Annotated in this window: 17 protein-coding genes; all 17 read right to left on the reverse strand. The window is 47.9% G+C overall.

Annotation, left to right across the window (positions count from 1 at the left end):
* Positions 1 to 2: 2 nt before the first annotated feature.
* The 17 genes from SALPA_RS11090 to SALPA_RS11160 all read right to left on the reverse strand — a co-directional run bounded on the left by SALPA_RS11090 (position 3) and on the right by SALPA_RS11160 (position 15,652).
* The gene (locus tag SALPA_RS11090; RefSeq protein ID WP_145093618.1) at positions 3 to 317 is read right to left on the reverse strand and encodes a hypothetical protein; all 315 of its coding nucleotides are present in this window, start codon (positions 315 to 317) and stop codon (positions 3 to 5) included.
* An 11-nt stretch (positions 318 to 328) separates the two neighbouring features.
* Entirely contained in the window at positions 329 to 1,345 is a 1,017-nt protein-coding gene (locus tag SALPA_RS11095; protein ID WP_255451150.1) for a DUF2184 domain-containing protein, read from the reverse strand.
* An 11-nt stretch (positions 1,346 to 1,356) separates the two neighbouring features.
* A complete protein-coding gene (locus SALPA_RS11100; protein WP_145093621.1) occupies positions 1,357 to 1,869 on the reverse strand; it encodes a hypothetical protein in 513 nt (170 codons plus the stop codon).
* Positions 1,869 to 3,065, reverse strand: coding sequence for a DUF2213 domain-containing protein (locus tag SALPA_RS11105; RefSeq protein WP_145093624.1), 1,197 nt, complete (start codon positions 3,063 to 3,065; stop codon positions 1,869 to 1,871). The genes SALPA_RS11100 and SALPA_RS11105 overlap by 1 nt, the downstream gene beginning before the upstream one ends.
* A gap of 53 nt (positions 3,066 to 3,118) precedes the next feature.
* Positions 3,119 to 3,661, reverse strand: a complete 543-nt coding sequence (locus tag SALPA_RS11110) for an ATP-binding protein (RefSeq protein WP_145093627.1) — start codon at positions 3,659 to 3,661, stop codon at positions 3,119 to 3,121.
* A gap of 2 nt (positions 3,662 to 3,663) precedes the next feature.
* The gene (locus SALPA_RS11115; protein WP_145093629.1) at positions 3,664 to 4,500 is read right to left on the reverse strand and encodes a phage minor head protein; all 837 of its coding nucleotides are present in this window, start codon (positions 4,498 to 4,500) and stop codon (positions 3,664 to 3,666) included.
* The gene (locus SALPA_RS11120) at positions 4,497 to 5,933 is read right to left on the reverse strand and encodes a DUF1073 domain-containing protein (protein ID WP_145093632.1); all 1,437 of its coding nucleotides are present in this window, start codon (positions 5,931 to 5,933) and stop codon (positions 4,497 to 4,499) included. Before SALPA_RS11120 ends, SALPA_RS11115 begins: the two co-directional genes overlap by 4 nt.
* Positions 5,930 to 7,273 carry a PBSX family phage terminase large subunit gene (locus SALPA_RS11125; protein ID WP_145093635.1) on the reverse strand — a complete coding sequence of 448 codons (1,344 nt, stop codon included), beginning with the start codon at positions 7,271 to 7,273 and terminating at the stop codon, positions 5,930 to 5,932. The genes SALPA_RS11120 and SALPA_RS11125 overlap by 4 nt, the downstream gene beginning before the upstream one ends.
* Positions 7,264 to 7,773 carry a phBC6A51 family helix-turn-helix protein gene (locus SALPA_RS11130; protein ID WP_186451023.1) on the reverse strand — a complete coding sequence of 170 codons (510 nt, stop codon included), beginning with the start codon at positions 7,771 to 7,773 and terminating at the stop codon, positions 7,264 to 7,266. The genes SALPA_RS11125 and SALPA_RS11130 overlap by 10 nt, the downstream gene beginning before the upstream one ends.
* On the reverse strand, positions 7,733 to 8,344 hold the full coding sequence (locus SALPA_RS28955; protein ID WP_186451024.1) for a putative metallopeptidase: 612 nt from the start codon (positions 8,342 to 8,344) through the stop codon (positions 7,733 to 7,735). The genes SALPA_RS11130 and SALPA_RS28955 overlap by 41 nt, the downstream gene beginning before the upstream one ends.
* Positions 8,345 to 8,565: 221 nt before the next feature.
* Positions 8,566 to 8,847 carry a hypothetical protein gene (locus SALPA_RS11135; protein ID WP_222427958.1) on the reverse strand — a complete coding sequence of 94 codons (282 nt, stop codon included), beginning with the start codon at positions 8,845 to 8,847 and terminating at the stop codon, positions 8,566 to 8,568.
* A gap of 14 nt (positions 8,848 to 8,861) precedes the next feature.
* Positions 8,862 to 10,244 (reverse strand): DEAD/DEAH box helicase, encoded by a 1,383-nt coding sequence (locus tag SALPA_RS11140; protein WP_145093644.1) that lies wholly within the window; start codon positions 10,242 to 10,244, stop codon positions 8,862 to 8,864.
* Positions 10,234 to 10,521, reverse strand: coding sequence for a VRR-NUC domain-containing protein (locus SALPA_RS11145; protein WP_145093647.1), 288 nt, complete (start codon positions 10,519 to 10,521; stop codon positions 10,234 to 10,236). The genes SALPA_RS11140 and SALPA_RS11145 overlap by 11 nt, the downstream gene beginning before the upstream one ends.
* A gap of 294 nt (positions 10,522 to 10,815) precedes the next feature.
* On the reverse strand, positions 10,816 to 13,134 hold the full coding sequence (locus SALPA_RS11150) for a virulence-associated E family protein (RefSeq protein ID WP_145093650.1): 2,319 nt from the start codon (positions 13,132 to 13,134) through the stop codon (positions 10,816 to 10,818).
* Complete coding sequence (locus tag SALPA_RS28960) at positions 13,124 to 13,300, reverse strand: hypothetical protein (RefSeq protein ID WP_186451025.1); 177 nt, start codon at positions 13,298 to 13,300, stop codon at positions 13,124 to 13,126. Before SALPA_RS28960 ends, SALPA_RS11150 begins: the two co-directional genes overlap by 11 nt.
* A 14-nt stretch (positions 13,301 to 13,314) precedes the next feature.
* On the reverse strand, positions 13,315 to 14,295 hold the full coding sequence (locus SALPA_RS11155) for a DNA methyltransferase (RefSeq protein WP_145093653.1): 981 nt from the start codon (positions 14,293 to 14,295) through the stop codon (positions 13,315 to 13,317).
* Positions 14,285 to 15,652 carry a helicase-related protein gene (locus tag SALPA_RS11160; protein WP_145093656.1) on the reverse strand — a complete coding sequence of 456 codons (1,368 nt, stop codon included), beginning with the start codon at positions 15,650 to 15,652 and terminating at the stop codon, positions 14,285 to 14,287. Before SALPA_RS11160 ends, SALPA_RS11155 begins: the two co-directional genes overlap by 11 nt.

Genomic DNA, 15,652 nt, shown 5'->3' on the forward strand with positions numbered 1-15,652 from the left:
GATTATTTACTCTTATCGGCAGCAGCCTTGGCTTTAGCATCTGCGTCAGCTTTTTCCTTGGCTTCTGCCTCAGCCCTGGCTTTAGCATCTGCGTCAGCTTTAGCTTGCGCATCGATGTCTTCTGCTGCCTTTTTTTCGGCTGCCGCTTCTTCCTTGGCTGTTTCGGTTACAGTGATATCGCCGTCCTTTTTACCCCACGCAAAAATAGGATCCGATGTTACCCAGTCCGGCACGTCAGCAAAATCAATCGGACGGGTCACTACAGATTCCCCGTCCGCGTTTTTAAACTCAAATGACTTTTTTGTAAAAATTCTCATATGGTCCTCCTTTAAATTCCGTCCGCGTAGCGAATAGGCTGCGTATATCTAACCTGTACTTGACCAACGTTACCTACATACAAACTGTCGTAGCTGGCAGTGCCAACAACGGGCTGTGTCATAACACGGGAGAGGGACACTGGCACAGGCATATTTACAAATCGTTTAGTATTTACGTAGATCACCATACGATTTGTGCCGCCAGAACCTGCACCTAAGCACCAGCGGCAGTCGCCGATAAACAAGTCAGATCCCTTTTCTTTCGCAATGTTGTTGTCGAGCAGGAAGGTTAATATTGTCTTGTCCGCATATCCGGATACCTTCGTACTTGCAATATACGCATAGTTGGATGGATCAATCAAAATATGATTGGCAACCGCCGACTGGTCATATTGGGCTGCGGTCCAGGCAGCAGTAATTCCCTGGTTTATGTCGTTCAGAATTTCGTCAGGCGTCTTGTTTTTCCATAGGGTAGATGTACCACCCTCATTCTGGGCTACGGAGCCAACCGTTACACCCGGCTGGTTTACCAGGCCATACGTGCCGTAAGATGCCTGCCCTTTATAAGTGTTGATATCCAGGTATTTGTCCCAGTCTAGACGGATTCCGTCATCATAAATTTGCTCCAGGCTCCGGCCAGTGACTTTGCCGCGCTCCATATCGACGAATTTAATCTTCATCGCTACCTCGTACGGAAATACCTTGAACAGGTCCTTATCCAAGTTTGCCTGAATAAGACGTACATTATTTTGGACGCCGCCAACAGCATCAGCTTGACCGCCGGACACCGCATAGTCAACATTCATGACAGATGTGGTTTCTACCCAGCCGCCGCCGCTCTCTATGGTAATATCCCTTGCATAGGTTGAACTGGTGAGCGGTTCCAATAGAGTCGGGTCCAGCTTCTCCAGTTCACTTACTAAAAACGCATTACCGCTGGAAATGGCAGCGGCGTCCATGGTCATCGGGCGTACTGCAAATCCGCGGGGAATGCCAGCTGCGCCGTCAAGTGTATAAACTTTTTTCATGAAAATCCTCCTTATACGCCCTGCCGGGTCAGAATGGTTAGCTCTGCCACGCCGTTGGCATCTTTCAATATCGCCCATTTGGCGTTCGTGAGCTGAATAGTATTAGCACCGTCGGCAGCCGCTTCGAATCCGCCGATTACTCCGGCGGGGATAGATCCGTTTGCAGCAATACGGATGTATACCGCACCGCCAATGGTTGGAGTACCTACATTCACACTGACAGTGACGCCACCACGTTCCAGTACGTCCGTAGGCTCAAGACTGGTGTAAAAGGCGCGGTTCTGTGACAAATACTGTGTGGCGCCTTTAATCCGACGCATAGCAACCCCAGCAAATTGGGCTGCGGTATTGCCGGCGCCAAACTTTTGAAAGGTTCCGTCTGTATTTAAAATAACAGGATCGCCAAAATACAGATCCTCAGAACCTTCTTTCAGTGGGCGGGTCCGGCTGATTTCATCGCCTAAACGGGAGATAGTGCCGGGATACCCGTTGTTAAAGGATATTCCTATTACTTTACCAGGCATTATTTACCCTCCTTCTTCATGTGCGGATTGTGCTTGGCGCAATTCTTTCCAAAGTCTCCAGGTTCGCCAGCTTTAGCGTCAGCCACTTTTTTACGTTTCAGGATTTCGGTATAGGCATCCTGAGTAGGAGCTGGCTTTTGCATAGCAGCCCTAAGTTCCTTAGTAAGCGCGTCGGATGCTTTCTTGCGTTCAGCAGCAGGCAGGCCTGCAATGATAGGCTTAACGGCCTTAATAGTTGCCAAAATAGCCGCTTTATCCGTAGTCTTAGCGTCCATAACCTTAGAGCCGTCTTGATTTTCCATCTCCTCTGCCGGAATAGTAACACTTTCCTCGGCATTCTCATCAGTAGTAGGATCATCCGGCTTGCCGTTGGTCATTTCCTCTTCCAGTTCGGAAAGAGCATCCTTGACCTCAGGGGCCGTTTTACCAGCTTTAATTTCAGCTACATCAGCCTGCAAAGCTTTAATAGCAGCCAGAATTTGAGCGTTAAAATTCTCTTCACTCTGCTCGTTGTGCAATTCCTCATCCTTAGCTGGCTCTTTTTTCTCGCCTAGCATCTCATGAGCGGCAGCCAATTCTTCCGGCTCGGCATCCTGAGAAAAAGCTTTGAGAATTTTTCCTAAAAGAGTATCCCTGTCAATCTTCATCTTTTTTCCTCCTCGTGTTTTTGGTTTCGAATCTTGTATAGCAACCTGCGGCCCAGCGCGGCCCCTTTCCACTATGGCCACGTGATTCCCACAGATACCAACCTGGTCATATCCTTGGCCGTCGTCACGGGGCACATAGTTGCAGTCATAGCCACAGGATACTTCCCGCTTGCCGGATTCAATTTCCGATATCAGGATAGGGTCTGTGATCACTAGATCAGCCAGCAGCATATCAGACTGATCGCCGCTGCCACGGTGAACGTTCTGCGCATGGCCTTTTCCATAAGCAGCGATATTATCCGGTCGCACATCTTGCGCGGGGTGATCGTCCGTAACCGCTTTTGCCTCAAAACTGGCGATAGTTCCTGGGGAGAATACTTCCTCTTCTGACCGATACACCTTGACCGAACTATCACCCGGCAGACCGATTTCTCGCGGCAGATAGTCCTGCCAGCCAGTCCGGGCAATGGGTACGTTGTGACAAATTAAAAAGCCCTCCGGGGTCTTGGTCATATTGGGACTAAAACGTGTCCCGTAAAACGCTCGCAAAATAGCGCCTCCTCTCGGGCATAAAAATAACCGCTATTAAGCGGTAACTGTAACTATAGATTTGGACTTGGTAAGGTTGCCTCTCGAAATGGATAACTCGGCGTATACAGATAACTTTCCACTTGCGCCGCTGTAAAAACATACCCTTCATCAGCAAGCGGGCGCTCAAACTGTTCTTCCATGCGGTCAATAATACTCTCATCCAGCCTTCCTAATGCCTTGTTTCTTTCTCTGCAGACGTCAGCCGGTGTTTTTACATGATAGATCGTGAGCCCTTTTTTAAACTCCCTCGCCATGTAAACCCACATTTTACGACGTTCAACGGTTGTATTTGTCGCATCGATTATAACCGTATTCCCCTGCATAAGAAATGTCCTCGCCATTGTCTGAGCAATAGCCCACACAAACGGCTCAGCCCGTCCTATAAACTGGTTTCCATGCAAAGCAAGCCGTATCGTATCCGGGCAAACAACAACTACATTCGGCATGTACTCAGAGCAATTTTTTACCAAAGTGCTTTTTCCGCTTAGAGGTAGACCCACAGTAATAATTAAATCTCCACTTCGTAAAGGACTTATTAAATCCAAGTCAATCATAATTACGCCACCTTTCTAAATTGTTCTTTGCTCATCCTAACAATCCGGCCGCCGTAATGCACCTTATGCGGCCAAGATACATCAGTTATATCAATTAACGGTTCCGGGTAACAGCGGCAATTATAAATTTCACCGGCATTATACGCGCCGACATTCTTTTCCCCGGCCAGCAGCTCAGGAGACGGCGGCGTATCAAATCGGCATAACACACCTTCCATGTGCTTATGGCTGCTCCTGACACGTCCGTCCTGGCTTGTACGCCACACGTACCAGGCTAAGCCTAATCTGTCCGACCTGGCTTGAATAAGGGCTGTATGCGACTTTGACGCCTCAGTGCGAGCAATTAACGCTGCTTTCTTGGCCGACATATGCGGGAACTTTGCTAATAGTTCCTGCGCAATCTGCTCCGGGCGTTTTCCTTCTGCAGTCTGTTCTTGAATATACAATGTCGCTTGGCTGGCCAAGTCGTAAGGCATACTGCGGATGATTCCGGCATTGCGGTCGATGAGCGCATACACCGTATTACCAACGGGGCCTTGCATTTCTCGACGTAGAGTCTCGTATATCAAGCGGCCTTTTGAACCGCCCTTTGCTGCTTCCCGCCACGTCTGCGCCGTATCGAAGAATGCCTGTGTAATCATTCTCTTAGCTGTAGCTAATGCAAAATGATCGAAGCTACCCGTATTAGCCAAACGTTCCAGCCGACGAACAAAGTCCCAGGGATTCAGCAAGTCCGGATCAATACCGATAATCTGCCAAGTGCGTTGTATGAGGCGACGTATTGCCCGGTCATAATCCGTTTCTATGCGTCGCTGGGCTTGCCAGCCTTCAGGTTTCATTGCTGCTCACCTGTTGTTGGTAAGCCCAAATCATTTAGATCCGGCAGCGCTTCACCCTGCTGCGTGGAATCGTCAGCCTTTTCGATATCCTCGTCAGTAATATTCGTCCACATGCCCGTATCCTCGGACATTTGCCTCAATTCCTTGAGCAGGATCTTTTGACTGATTCCTCCGGCCACATACACCTCTTTCGCTGCATTTGTTCGTGTACTGGCTAGATCAGTGCTTTCCTTGGCATTTGGCGTTCGTACCGGATTGATATTGTAGTCCAGATCGTCCGGGATCGCCCCGAACTCAGACATAAACATAATTGGCAGCAGTCGGTCAAGCGGGTCACGTAAATACGACTCTTGTTTTTCCCCTATACTTTCATCATAGTTCTGATTGTCGCTCTCACCCGTAGCATTTAAACCGGCAGGGGAGCGGCCAAACAGCTTTGTAACAGGCATTTCCGCCGCGCCAGCTAGATCCATCATAAAGTTTTCGTACACCTTATCTACGCCGGAAAAGGAATATTGGAATGTCTGAAACTTATCATTTTTCCCTAGCAACTGCGTACCAGTATTACTCATAAGCCAATTCTGCGCTTGAATAACATTGTAAATATCCTGGACGGACTGTTCGTCCATGGTAGTAAACGCCTGCTCCAAATCTTCAATATTCATGACTCTGATATTGGCGTTGAATACCAGGCTGGCTATATTCCAACTAGTATTATCACGCTTTTTTAATTCGTCGAAGACATGTTCAACCTCGGATGCGCCCCAGTACATTTCTTGTTGCTTTTCCCAAAAAGGCAGGTCTCGACCGGTAAACCGAACTATCCGGCTGTGATGCACTTCAATGCCTCGGCTGATCGTCTCGGTCGATATAATATACCTATCCGGCAGACCAAAATCCGGGTCGTTTAAGTCCGTAACCAGTTCTGTAGACAGCGGCATAATGCCGGACCAGCGGTCTAGGATTAGCAGACCCTTGAACGTACCCGGCATCACCGTATCCAGGTCTAACGGCTCGGCCAGCATATCGCCCTGGCCCTCAATAAGGATAACACCGGCAGCTCCACCATACAGACGGCCCCAGCGTAAGCCCTCTAACAATCGCTTTTTCAGCTGAGTCTTACGGACCAAGCTATCAAACCGTTTCAGTGCATCCGGCGGCATTTGACTTGTTATCTTAATCCAGTTTTTCAGCATATCACCTGGTACTACGTCAATAATGCGCCGAATAAGCCAATGCGAGCGGTACAGGCTATTTAGGAGCTGCCAGTTTTGAGTTAGCCTGGTCATTGGGTACTCGGTAGCCTCCAAGAGGTTTGGCGTGCCGAAACCCAGCCGCGCCAGTTGGTTGCGGAATGCATCTTTTGTTTTAACCGTGTCATTGGTCTTTACTGATTTAGCAGCCTTCTGTGCGGCTTTTTTTCTACTACTCATGCAGCTAACCTCCTGGCTGTAATCATTGTTTTTACTACATACCGTGCAGCATCCGGCGCGTGATCATCAACCTTAACCGGCTTTTCTTTGCCACCGTTTGTTATGGCCTTTTCATCCCAAACATAAGATAAGAGTTGTTTAACAAGCACTGGACATTTCTCCTTGTGTATCCGCATTTTGCGCTGTGCCATCATGGAAGACACCATACGGATACCATCCACCACAACATGATCGGCATTGATAATTTCCTCAGTCTCCCGTACTTTCAAATGTCGCCGGCGTAGTTCGGCCTTAAAACTGGCCGCGCTGGGGTCAATAATGAAAAAGGACGGCGCTATGCCGTCTGTACCGATAAAGGTTTCCATATCGTCGGCATATTGTCCGTCTGTCTTTTGTTTCAAACCGTTTTTCTCATCCCGGCTGTCGTAGTAGTACTCATTCACAAACCACAATGTCCGGCCATCGTCAATAACATCCAGGTATACCGTTGCATTCGCTGTGCCGTAGTCAACGCCGATATAGCGGCGATAGGCAGGGTTGTTACACAGGCCTGGCTCCATATCGTCATCAATGAATAGAATCTCATCAGACCAGCAATCCCGATAAATAGCGCCCTGTGCAACTACCCATAGGCCTAATATGAAGCGCTGGAAGAATACGCCGGTATACATAGACTTGTACCGGGTTTTGGTCTCTTCGGCCAGGCTGGGGTTATCGTCCATGATGAAGTGCAAGTGCAGCAGGCGCTTTTCCTGTGCCTTATCCAGCCATTGCACCTTAAACCAGTGCATGGGGCCGTCCGGGTTACAGTTAAACCAGAATTTTGCCCCTGTTACGCTGCAGCGGCCAGTCCCCTGGTTAACAAAGCTTTCCGGCATCAGCGCTACTTCATCGAAGTAGATCCCCGCAAGCGTAATACCTTGTATTAGGTCTTGACTGCGTTCGTCTTTGCCACCAAAAATATAAAAATAATTTACGCGGCCCCGGTGCTGAATGACGATGTGCTTTTCAGGCCCCGTGCGGACTTCCATAACTGTATAGCCTCTGGCCCGGAGCGCCGGCCGTAACCAACTCCACACATTACGGTGGAAAGAGCCTATCGATTTACCACACATACCGAAGTTCTGACCATCAAACTCCTGCATAGCCCAGAACACAAAAGAAAGAGCCATCGGCACCGTTTTACCGGCCCTGATAGCCCCGTCAGCAATGATTCCCGCGTAATTCCTGTATGGACTCAGCGCCATCCACCAAGTAAGGATTTGAAGCTGTTTAAGTGAAAAAGAAACAAACTGAATAGCAGCTTTGGCCTTAACCCGGATACGCTGCATTATGGACATGGTTCTTCACCGCCCCATATATCCGGTACTTTCGCCCCCAACGCTTCCAGGAATCCATCATCGGGCAATTCTTCACCAGCGCCACCGGCTTTAGCCTCGAGAATAGCCAGCTTCTGACGTTCGATTTCCAAACGCGCCCGTTCAAGTTCCCTCTTGTCGTTTAGCTCTGGGTTCATGCGTTTCATATCGAAAAACAGCTTAATTGCGGCGATATTACCTAGTTTGCACTGCCTGAGAAGGGCTTTCCAGACTTCAGACAGTTCGCTATCCGTATACTTGTCAATCTGGTCATTAAGGTATTGAATATATCGCGCGTCTTTCATCCAGCGATAAAAAATTGTTTCCGACAGTCCAGCTGCTTTTATTTTTTCCGCTTTAGACCGTCTATCGTCAGGATTGATAAGGAATTGCGCCATTTTAACAAGTTCAGGACGCGGCACCCAAACACTGCCAGTTTTTTTACGCTTTGCTGTTCGCTTTTTTGGCTTTTTCTCCATCATCACCACCTGCCAATATGTCTGGTACATCGTTGCCAAAGCCATTCCAACGCAAGCCATATTTGTCCAGAATGCTCTGGAAGTCTTCAACGTCATGCGGCTCAATTCTTATCCCTCTAGGGCCAATGCCAATGTGCTTAAGTTCATGCAGCATCAGCAATTTACGTTGATTCTCGGTCATATAACTCATATTGGGCTCGTAGAACGTCACGATAAAGTCAAACGGCAAATACGCCTTGTAAGGGCCAGTCACTTTCCTGCAATCAGCATCTATGATTTTACCGTCTTTCTTTTTAGACTCGTAGCTTAATACATAACCGACGCGGATATCATAAGCCAGGATAAAAGCTAACTCCGGCATACCAGTGATAACCTGTTCACCCAATAGCCGGAGTTCTTCGGATACTTCGTAGTCAATAACGCCTATTCGCTTGGCATATTCTCGGATTAATTCCGTTTTTGCTTGTCGGTCTTGCTCTTGGCCGATTTTGTGTAATGCCTCAAGCGCACTGCAAGGTGCTTTCTCTTTCTTGCAAATTGCTATGTGTAAACACTGTGCACAAACAGGATTCATTTCAGCACAAACCCCGTTAGCCCTTTCTTTTTAGGTCGTGGCGCGGGCGGGTGCACAATCGCAGTATGAGTTAATACCGGCTTTTGCTTTTTATCGGCCATCATAGCTACCTCCTAAAAATGGGCATAAAGAAAGACCGCCTATATCTAGACGGTCGTTTTATGTAAACTTCTCTATGTTAGTACCAATTAAATTCAATATAACCGATTGTCAAATATTTGTCAACCGTTAAACAATTGGGCATTTAGTACAGACACACTTTTTTTCTTCATACGCTCCTTACTTGATTTGCCATTTTTGCTACTCCCTCCTTGAATCTTAACCCCTTCTTGCAAGCTACAAGACCGGTATTCAGCATTTTTTTGCTGTTCGTTCCATCTATCGACGAATGTACCTTCTCTGTCCGGCCAACTCTCATTACGGCATTCTGTGCAATAAAAGTATCCTTCCCGCACTTGCATAGGGACGATATTGCCCGTTGTTAGGCACACATTACAGATCATTTGCTTCGGCATAACTATGCTGCCCCTTTCTCAACTTTTTCTATTCTCGCTTTCAGTGATTGCATTAACGCTTCCTGACCGGTATCTTTCCGCTCCAAGGCTTCTATAGCGTCCTCGTCCCGCGTCCCCTCAGTTACCAACCGTAAAACTACGATTCGCCGCGTCTGCCCCTGCCGATATACTCTGGCATTTGCCTGCTGGTATTCTTCTAGGCTCCATATCTGATCGAACCATACAACAGTCTGACAGCTGGAGTCCTGGAGGTTAAGACCATGGCCGGCTGACTTAGGATGCAACAACAACAGTGGAATTTTATCGCTATTCCAATCGGCAATATCCTGATTGCCATCTCTACCTTTTCGAAGTATCCGGGCTTGCGGGAACCTTTCTTGCATCCGGCTAAGGCTATGCTTGAAATTATAAATCACCATGACCGGTTTACCGTTAGCCGCTTCGATTATATCCTCCAAGGCATCCAGCTTGGCGTCATGGATTAGCTTTACGCCACGCTCTTCGTCGTAGACTGCCCCTGAAGCCATTTGTAATAACTTATTACTCAGTACAGCGGCAGTGGAGGCCACCACATCGGCATCTTTGTAGGGCAGCAATAAATCCCTTTCTAACTGTTTGTACAAGGCCCTGGCATTGTTGTTTAACTTAATCGGGATAATACGGTCAACCCGCTCGGGGAGCTGCAGCCAATCTTTCGCTGCCATGGATACCGCGATATCCTCTATCGCCTCATAAATCCTTTGTTCGGATTCCTTTTTCTGCTTCCAGTTATACACCACATGGCCGCTGCGCTCTCCGGGGACAAAGTATCGGTCCCGATAGGCCGTAATGGTTTTACCTAATCTCTGCCCCTGATCCAGCAAGTAAATCTGCGGCCATAAGTCAATTAACCCATTCGGTGCCGGTGTACCTGTTAACCCGATTACTCTTTTGATCATTGGTCTTACGCGCCGCAAGGCTCTAAACCGTTTGGATTGATGATTTTTGAAACTTGATAGCTCGTCTACCACGACAGTATCAAAATCCCATTTGGTGCCGAGTTCTCCAACTAACCATTCGACATTTTCCCTGTTCGTGACGTAGATATCAGCATTTGCCCGTAAAGCCCTACGGCGCTGATCCGCGCTGCCCAATACTTTGCTAATCCGTAAGTGCCTTAAGTGATCCCATTTATCAACCTCGCGGGCCCAGGTGTCATCCGCTACCCGTAACGGCGCTATAACCAGGACTTTGCCACTGTCGAAGTAGTCATGTAGCAGCAGGTCAATGGCGGTCAGTGTAGATACTGTCTTACCTAGGCCCATTTCCAAAAGCAGGGCTATGAAAGGCGTGTCCAATATCCGCTGTGTTGCGTATTCCTGATACTGGTGTGGTCTATACAGCATTAGCCGTTACCTCAAATATGAATTTATCAATATCCGCCGCTGAATCAATTTTATAAACCTTATGCCCTAACTTCCGAAGAATTTTTGCCCATCTAACCTGTAACGGTTCTAATGGCTTACCGGGTGCCTTCATTTCAACGTACATCGTCCGACCGTCAGGGAGAATAATAAGCCTGTCAGGCACACCTCTGTTACCGGGAGATACCCACTTAGGGGCTTTACCTCCTATTCGTTCTACAGCACTGACTAATTTACGCTCTAGAAATGATTCACGCATTTTATACAACTCCTTAATTAAGTTGCCGTTAATTCTCACACGCACGTATATGTTTAATTTTCGCGTTTAGCATAGGAAGCATATATATATATATTTATCCATTTCCTATGCTAATTTACTTTTATCCTTAATAGTAAAAAATACGGCAACACTAGCAACAATCTATCTAGACCATTGGTAAATACTAGGTTTATGGCTGTTGCTATAAACAGATATTTACGGCAACAGTTTGGCAACATTGGAAACAGCCTCTGTTGCTAACGTTGCTAACGTGTTGCCGAAGAAATAACATAATTAGCAACGCTCAAAAATAAGCTGTACACCATAACCAGGAATGCGGGCTTTGCCTTTTCGCTCTTTCCATCCAGGTGTGCGTCGCATAATATCGCAGATTTCTCGTCCTTCCCATGTGCGCATAGAACCTTTTTTATTACCCAGGCATTCCGTCCAGATTTGGGCGGCGCACACACGTGTACGCAATTCACCTTTATTCTCGCTGTCCCATTCATCCTCAATAGGAGACTCCAGCCATTCCTGAATAAGCCCCTCACGGGGGTCTAGTTCCATATGCATAGCTTGCTGCTTTGTTGCTTCTTCGCGAGATTCGCTATCCAGTGTTAATGATTCTCCCGCCTTAAACCACTCCATAACCTCTGCCCATACTTGGCCGACTACTTCATTAGTAAGATGATCCCAATGGCTTAATTCGGCATTTTCCGGATGAACTTCAATGGGCCAAAAGCGACGGTTACCAGTAGCATCCCGCAGAAAGTCCCTTGTATTGGTGGTGCCAAAGAATACGCATTTGCGGGGAAACTCCGACACTTGACGATCATAGGCCACCCGATAACGGTCTTCTGTTTTTGATAAAAAAGCCTTAACCTCTTCCACCTCAGACCGCTTCATGGCCGACAATTCACCAATTTCAAATATCCATCCAGATTGTAAATGCTCTCCGGCTTCCTTGTTTTCAAATGTCCGCAATGAGTCGCTGAACCACTCGCGGCCTAACTTAGCTAACAAACTGCTTTTCCCGGCTCCCTGCGGCCCTATTAGCACCAACATTTCATCAAATTTACAGCCAGGCATATAAAGCCGCTTAATAGCCGCCAGTAACATCTTACGGGTTACTTGACGCACATAATGACTGTCATTGGCCCCCAGATAGGTGATAAATAGCCGCTCCGCCCGTTCTTCACCATCCCAGACGTAACTCTCCAAATAAGCCTTAATCGGGTGAAATGTGTTCATATGGACTACCTCCGTAAATGCATTCTGAATGGTCTTTGATGAATTAAAATCATGCTTTTTTGAAAACCAATGCTGCAGCCGTTTATCGTCGGCCCCTAGCCAAGGTTCATAGGACTTGTGTGGCCTCTCCCGCTCTCGCCAGGGCAGCGCCTTTTGGATTACCTCAGAATTGCCAAAGGCATCATAAGCTAAGGCACCGTGCCATACACCATGAGACAGGATAAGCTCTATATTGGCCGCAGTCGGTTGTGGTAAGCCGGTCTTGGCATCAACCTCTAATTTGTCCTGCCATGAGTCGTCCTCCTCGTCATCGGTAGTGGCAAACTCCTCCGACAACTCTGCCAGCCGCTCCCGCTTTACCTTCTTATCATTTGCGGCAAAGGACATCATAGCCATATAGCTTGGCAGCTTGGTGACGTTAGTTTTTTCGCTTACCCGGTCATCCATTTTACTGAATTTGTGAATGCGTACTAAATCAAAAGCATTGACCTCCCTGCCGCTGCAAGGATCGCTTTCATGATGGGAATAGGCGAAGGTGTCATCATCATAGACTACAAACCCACCATAACTGGACGCGCCTACAAAGGTATACCTGGTAGTACTGCCGGCTACTTGCTCATATACTTCCGGTAAAAATTCATCAATGACCTCACTGATCGTATAACAGCGGCAGAATGCGCCCACTATGCCCTGCTTGGATCTCGGGTCTTCCATCCGTTTTGCTGATTGCTGTTTGGCTACATCTCCCGCGTGACGCGGCCACTGTAAAGGGTCCCGCCAGTTGTCGTATTCAGCCAATAGGGAGTCTACACAAACTGGCTCCCCTTCGCCAATCTCCAGCACTGGCTCAGCGTCTAAGGAGCAGCTGGGCAAATACATCAGCCGGGCTACATCAAAAGTGGTCTTGTCAAAATACTCCATGCCAATCTGCTCGGCCAGCTTCCGACTCACGGCGGCGTGCTCGTCCGGGTTCATTGGCTTGTCAGCCGGCAACACTAAGCGGTATTTAGGTTTCTTCGGTCTGTGGCTGTGCGTGGAGTATATGGCATAGGAGCAGCCACCCAGGACAAGCTCTACGGTAAATATAAAGTTCTTATCCGCATGGTCAGCGTCCAGGGTGATTAGGCTGCGCGTGTCGATGTTTTCTTTTTTGCGTCGGCCGCCTCGGACGAGCCCACCGACGAAGGCAGGCCCATCCTTGATTTTATGCCGAGCAATGTTATCCATTAGGTCATACTGTGCCATGACTTCCGGTGTCCGGCGTACTTTACGCAGGCGCTTAAGAAACTCACCCCATGTTAGGTATTCCGGCTTCCAATTCGTATCGGCGCGGTGTTTACCAAAGCTGATATCAAGTTCCATGGCAAAGTACCCCGTATTCCCACCAGCACAAACTAGGATTAGGCTGTACATTGGCAGGCCATATACGTGGTTCGCCAATTAGACCTTCCTTCTCCAGCCGGTGAAATACATGCTGAGCTGCTTCCTGTATTGTTTTTGCAAATACTCTTCCTGTGATGTACTTCATATTTGCATCACCTCTCACGCCAGTAAATCATCGAAAGATTCCTGAACGGCAATTCGCAAGTTGCTAACAGCACTTTTGTAATAGATATTTTTAAGCTCTACGCCAACGAACTGCCGCCCCATTTTAATAGACTGATAGCCTTCACTGCCAATGCCGGCAAATGGGCTAAATACGATATCGCCTGGATTACTCCAAAGCTCTACGCCTCGGGCGATAACATCAAGTTGCAGAGGGCAAATATGTTTTTCGTCTTTTTCTTCACGCGCTGACCGGTATTGCAGGGTATTGTTAGGGTTAATGTCCATCCAAACCGGAGAAGCATATTTTTGCCACACTGACACGGATCGCCACATTTTAAACGGCCATGGCTCCCGCCCATTCGCCCGGACTTTGGCCACATGCTGGTCATAAGCTGCGCAGCTTACGTCCAGTCCTTCGCCGATAAATTCCTCAAATTCGCCAGTAATCGCCTCAGGATTTACGCCTGGTTTTCTCATGGTAATGAGATAATCCGGGATTCCCTGCCGGCTCATGGCGCTATCTTTTACAATCTGTTTGTGTAGCAAGCCCAGTGCCTTTGTTCGCTGCTGTGCTATAACAGGGTCTTTCCATATGCATACTTCGGAATGATATATCCAGCCCTCAGCCTCAAAAGCGCGGATCAGATCACCTCTAAAATCCCGAATACCTATGTAGCCGTGGTGAGCTTTGGACGTGGGCAAATTCATGCAATGAAAGCTGACCAGCCTACCTGGCATGATTACCCGGTACAGCTCACGGATCAGGAAGTGGAAATGCCCAAAGAACTCTGTGTCGCTGCTGCAGTTCCCCATGTCGCGGTCACTGTTGGAGTAGGTATATAAAGAGGCAAACGGCGGGGAAAAGATACTATAGTGAACGCTGTTATCCGGCATGTATCGGGTAATCTCTACACAGTCGGCGTTATAAATAGCAAACTCCGGTTCTATGACTTGCTCTATGGTGTTAGCAGGCAATAAACTCACTCCTTAGCCACGCCGGAATTATGATAGGTGTGGTCGCTTTGTATTTGGTAGTTTCTCGCTCCGTAGATCTGATAGATTCTGACGTGATATCCTTGGTGTATTTAATCATTTCATTGATCATCTTCTGAAAGTCTGCTTCTTTGCGTTTGATGTTTTCAGCAGTTGCTCCCTCCCGGCTGGAGGTAATCATATGCACCTGTACAGGCTTTGTTTGTCCAAAACGATAGCAGCGCCGGATAGCCTGGAATACCTGTTCAAAACTATCTGATAGCCCGACAAAAGCTATATTAGCGCAATGCTGCCAGTTCATTCCGAATCCGCAAAGAGAGGGCTTGCTGACCAGAACGCGGATCTTCCCTGCTGAAAAGTCGAGCATTGCTTTTTCTTTATGTTCCCGTTTATCTGATCCTGTTACCTGGACGGCACCGGGAATAGCGGCTGTCAGCATTTCCGACTCAATATTCAGGTCACACCAGACAAGGAAAGGTTCATTTGAGGCATTGACGATTTCAGCGCATGCGGCCATGCGTTCGGCTACCGTTTCGCGACGTGCCTTTTGCCTCTGAGATAAGGTTTTGGCTGGTTCTCCCTCGACTTCGATAACATGATCAGTAATTGTAAGCGGAGGCAGTACATATTTATCATCTGGATAGCCAAGGTCAGACGGCTTTTCTAATACAACGCCCCATGAGGCCACCCAGCGCCAGAAAACATCTTCAGCATGTCCTTTTAGCCTCCATTTCTGAGTTTCTCCTCCATCGTGTACAAAGAACATACTTAACATTTCCGCCCGGCTCATGACGCCCAAGAATTCAGCGTGATTGCCAATCTCCATATAGTCATTCGGCGCCGGTGTAGCTGTGCAGGCCAACCGATAGGGGGTATAGGTAAAAGACTCTATCAGTTCTGTGCGGGTTTTCCCTGTAAATGATTTAAGAATAGAACTTTCATCCAGAATAACGCCATCGAATAGAATTGGCTCAAAGTGGTGTAGCATCTCGTAATTGGTTACGTTGATTCCGGGCTTTACATCATCCTGCGAACGGCAGAAATGAAGCTTATAGCCAAGCGCTGCGCCTTCTCTGATTGTCTGCATGGCCACGGCCAAGGGAGCCAATAGCAGCACGTCCCCGCCTGACAGTTGATGTACTTTTTGGCCCCATTCAATCTGCATACGCGTCTTGCCTAGCCCAGTACCGGCGAATATGGCTGCACGTCCCCGCTGTAAGGCCCAGCGCACTAAATCCCGTTGGAAGTCGAATAAACTAGGATGAAATGTATCTTCATAAAAACCGGAAGGCAATGCAACAGCATGCTTATTTGAAATAAAATCTTCATAATCTTGCAT

Origin of the sequence: Sporomusa sp. KB1, assembly GCF_007830295.1 — a bacterium.
In the GTDB taxonomy this organism is placed as follows: Bacteria; Bacillota; Negativicutes; order Sporomusales; family Sporomusaceae; genus Sporomusa.

Bases quoted from the DNA above. Each gene is read 5' to 3' on its own strand.
- SALPA_RS11090 (WP_145093618.1), bottom strand. From the start codon at position 317: ATGAGAATTTTTACAAAAAAGTCATTTGAGTTTAAAAACGCGGACGGG.
- SALPA_RS11095 (WP_255451150.1), bottom strand. From the start codon at position 1,345: ATGAAAAAAGTTTATACACTTGACGGCGCAGCTGGCATTCCCCGCGGA.
- SALPA_RS11100 (WP_145093621.1), bottom strand. From the start codon at position 1,869: ATGCCTGGTAAAGTAATAGGAATATCCTTTAACAACGGGTATCCCGGC.
- SALPA_RS11110 (WP_145093627.1), bottom strand. From the start codon at position 3,661: ATGATTGACTTGGATTTAATAAGTCCTTTACGAAGTGGAGATTTAATT.
- SALPA_RS11115 (WP_145093629.1), bottom strand. From the start codon at position 4,500: ATGAAACCTGAAGGCTGGCAAGCCCAGCGACGCATAGAAACGGATTAT.
- SALPA_RS11120 (WP_145093632.1), bottom strand. From the start codon at position 5,933: ATGAGTAGTAGAAAAAAAGCCGCACAGAAGGCTGCTAAATCAGTAAAG.
- SALPA_RS11125 (WP_145093635.1), bottom strand. From the start codon at position 7,273: ATGTCCATAATGCAGCGTATCCGGGTTAAGGCCAAAGCTGCTATTCAG.
- SALPA_RS11130 (WP_186451023.1), bottom strand. From the start codon at position 7,773: ATGATGGAGAAAAAGCCAAAAAAGCGAACAGCAAAGCGTAAAAAAACT.
- SALPA_RS28955 (WP_186451024.1), bottom strand. From the start codon at position 8,344: ATGAATCCTGTTTGTGCACAGTGTTTACACATAGCAATTTGCAAGAAA.
- SALPA_RS11135 (WP_222427958.1), bottom strand. From the start codon at position 8,847: ATGATCTGTAATGTGTGCCTAACAACGGGCAATATCGTCCCTATGCAA.
- SALPA_RS11140 (WP_145093644.1), bottom strand. From the start codon at position 10,244: ATGCTGTATAGACCACACCAGTATCAGGAATACGCAACACAGCGGATA.
- SALPA_RS11145 (WP_145093647.1), bottom strand. From the start codon at position 10,521: ATGCGTGAATCATTTCTAGAGCGTAAATTAGTCAGTGCTGTAGAACGA.
- SALPA_RS11150 (WP_145093650.1), bottom strand. From the start codon at position 13,134: ATGGAACTTGATATCAGCTTTGGTAAACACCGCGCCGATACGAATTGG.
- SALPA_RS28960 (WP_186451025.1), bottom strand. From the start codon at position 13,300: ATGAAGTACATCACAGGAAGAGTATTTGCAAAAACAATACAGGAAGCA.
- SALPA_RS11160 (WP_145093656.1), bottom strand. From the start codon at position 15,652: ATGCAAGATTATGAAGATTTTATTTCAAATAAGCATGCTGTTGCATTG.